The sequence below is a fragment of the Streptomyces sp. NPDC029152 genome (genome assembly GCF_055564355.1).
The window spans coordinates 1-1,683 of sequence record NZ_JBVHWR010000064.1 but is presented as its reverse complement, the minus strand read 5'-3'; the positions used below and the strand labels follow the sequence as shown (position 1 = coordinate 1,683).

Genomic DNA, 1,683 nt, shown 5'->3' with positions numbered 1-1,683 from the left:
TCTACGTGCAGCTGGACGCGCTGCCGCTGACCGCCAACGGCAAACTCGACCGCCGCGCCCTGCCCGATCCCGACGAGACCGCCACCGACTCCTACGTCGCCCCGCGCACCCCCACCGAGGAACGCATCGCGGCGGTGTGGAGCAAGGTGCTGGGTGTCGAGCGGGTCGGGGTCGAGGACAACTTCTTCGATCTCGGCGGGCACTCGATCAAGGCGATCGCCCTGGTCGGCGCCCTGCGCGCGGAGGGCTTCGAGGCCGCCGTGCGGGATGTCTTCCAGCACCGGACCGTCGCGGGCCTGGCCGCCACCCTCACCAGCGGCGAAGCGGACGGTGCGGGGGAGACGCTCGTCGCCCCCTTCGCCCTGATCGGCGACGAGGACCGGAACCGGCTGCCGGACGGCCTGGTGGACGCCTATCCGCTGGCGCAGGTGCAGCTCGGCATGCTGGTGGAGATGCTGGCCGACGACGGGCGGAACAAGTACCACAACACCACGACGTTCCGGATCAAGGACGGCCGTCCGTTCGAAGTGGACGCCCTGCGCCGCGCGGGACAGGCCGTGATGGAGCGCCACGAGATGCTGAGGGCCTCCTTCGAGCTCGACGCCTTCTCGGTGCCGCTGCAACTGATCCACGCGACGGCGGACCTCCCCGTCACCGTGCATGACCTGCGCGGCATGAGCCCCGCACAGCAGGCGGAGGCGCGCCGGGCGCACATCGTGAACGAGCAGGCCACCGCCTTCGAGCTCGACCGGGCGCCGCTGCTCCGGGTGTCGGCGCTGGTCGAGTCCGACGAGGCGTGGTGGCTCTCGGTCAGTGTCTGCCACCCGATCACGGAGGGCTGGAGCCACCGCACCCTGCTCAGCGACATCGTCGAGGGCTACCTGCGCCTGCGCGTCGGCGAGCGGCTTCGGACGGTGGAGGTCCCCGACGTCCGGTACGCGGACTTCGTGGCGGCGGAGCAGGCGTCCCTCGACTCGGAGGAGGACCGTGCCTACTGGCGGGACGTCCTCACCGACCACGCCAAGTTCGAGCTGCCGGCCGGGTGGGGCGACGCCGAGCCCGGCGACCGCGCGGTCACCGTGCGGGTACCCCTCGACGACCTCACCACGGCACTGCGGTCCGCGGCGCGCACGACGGGCACCTCGCTCAAGGCGGTCCTGCACGCCGCGCACCTCAAGGTGATGAGCGCGCTCACCGTCGAGGACACCTTCTGCACCGGCCTGGTCTCCAGCGGCCGCCCCGAGGTCGAGGGCGCCGAGCGGGTCTACGGCATGTACCTCAACACGGTGCCCTTCGCCCACCGGCGCGGCGCCCGCACCTGGGCCGAACTCATCCACCAGGTCTTCGACCAGGAGGCCGACCTCTGGCCGCACCGCCGCTTCCCCATGCCGGTGATGCAGCGCGAGCTGGGAGACGGTACGCGCCTCCTCGACGTCCGCTTCAGCTACCTCGACCTCTCCGACGCCCAGGCCGACAGCGATCTCGTCGACGCGGACTCCGGTGACGGCGAGGGCGCCACGGAGTTCGGCCTGGCGGTCGCCGCTCGAGGCAGCGGACTGCTGCTCACGGCCGACCCGGCCGTGCTGGGCCGTGCCGCGGTGGACCGGTTGGCGGCGATGTACCGGGCGGTCCTGGAGTCGATGGCCGCGGATGTGGACGGTGACGCGCGGGAGGCCTTCCTGC

Annotated in this window: 1 protein-coding gene; it reads left to right on the top strand. The window is 72.1% G+C overall.

All coding sequences use genetic code 11. The annotated features are described in order from the left end of the window. On the top strand, positions 1-1,683 hold a 1,683-nt coding region (locus tag ACZ4V6_RS36530), incomplete at both ends, for a condensation domain-containing protein (RefSeq protein ID WP_467835586.1).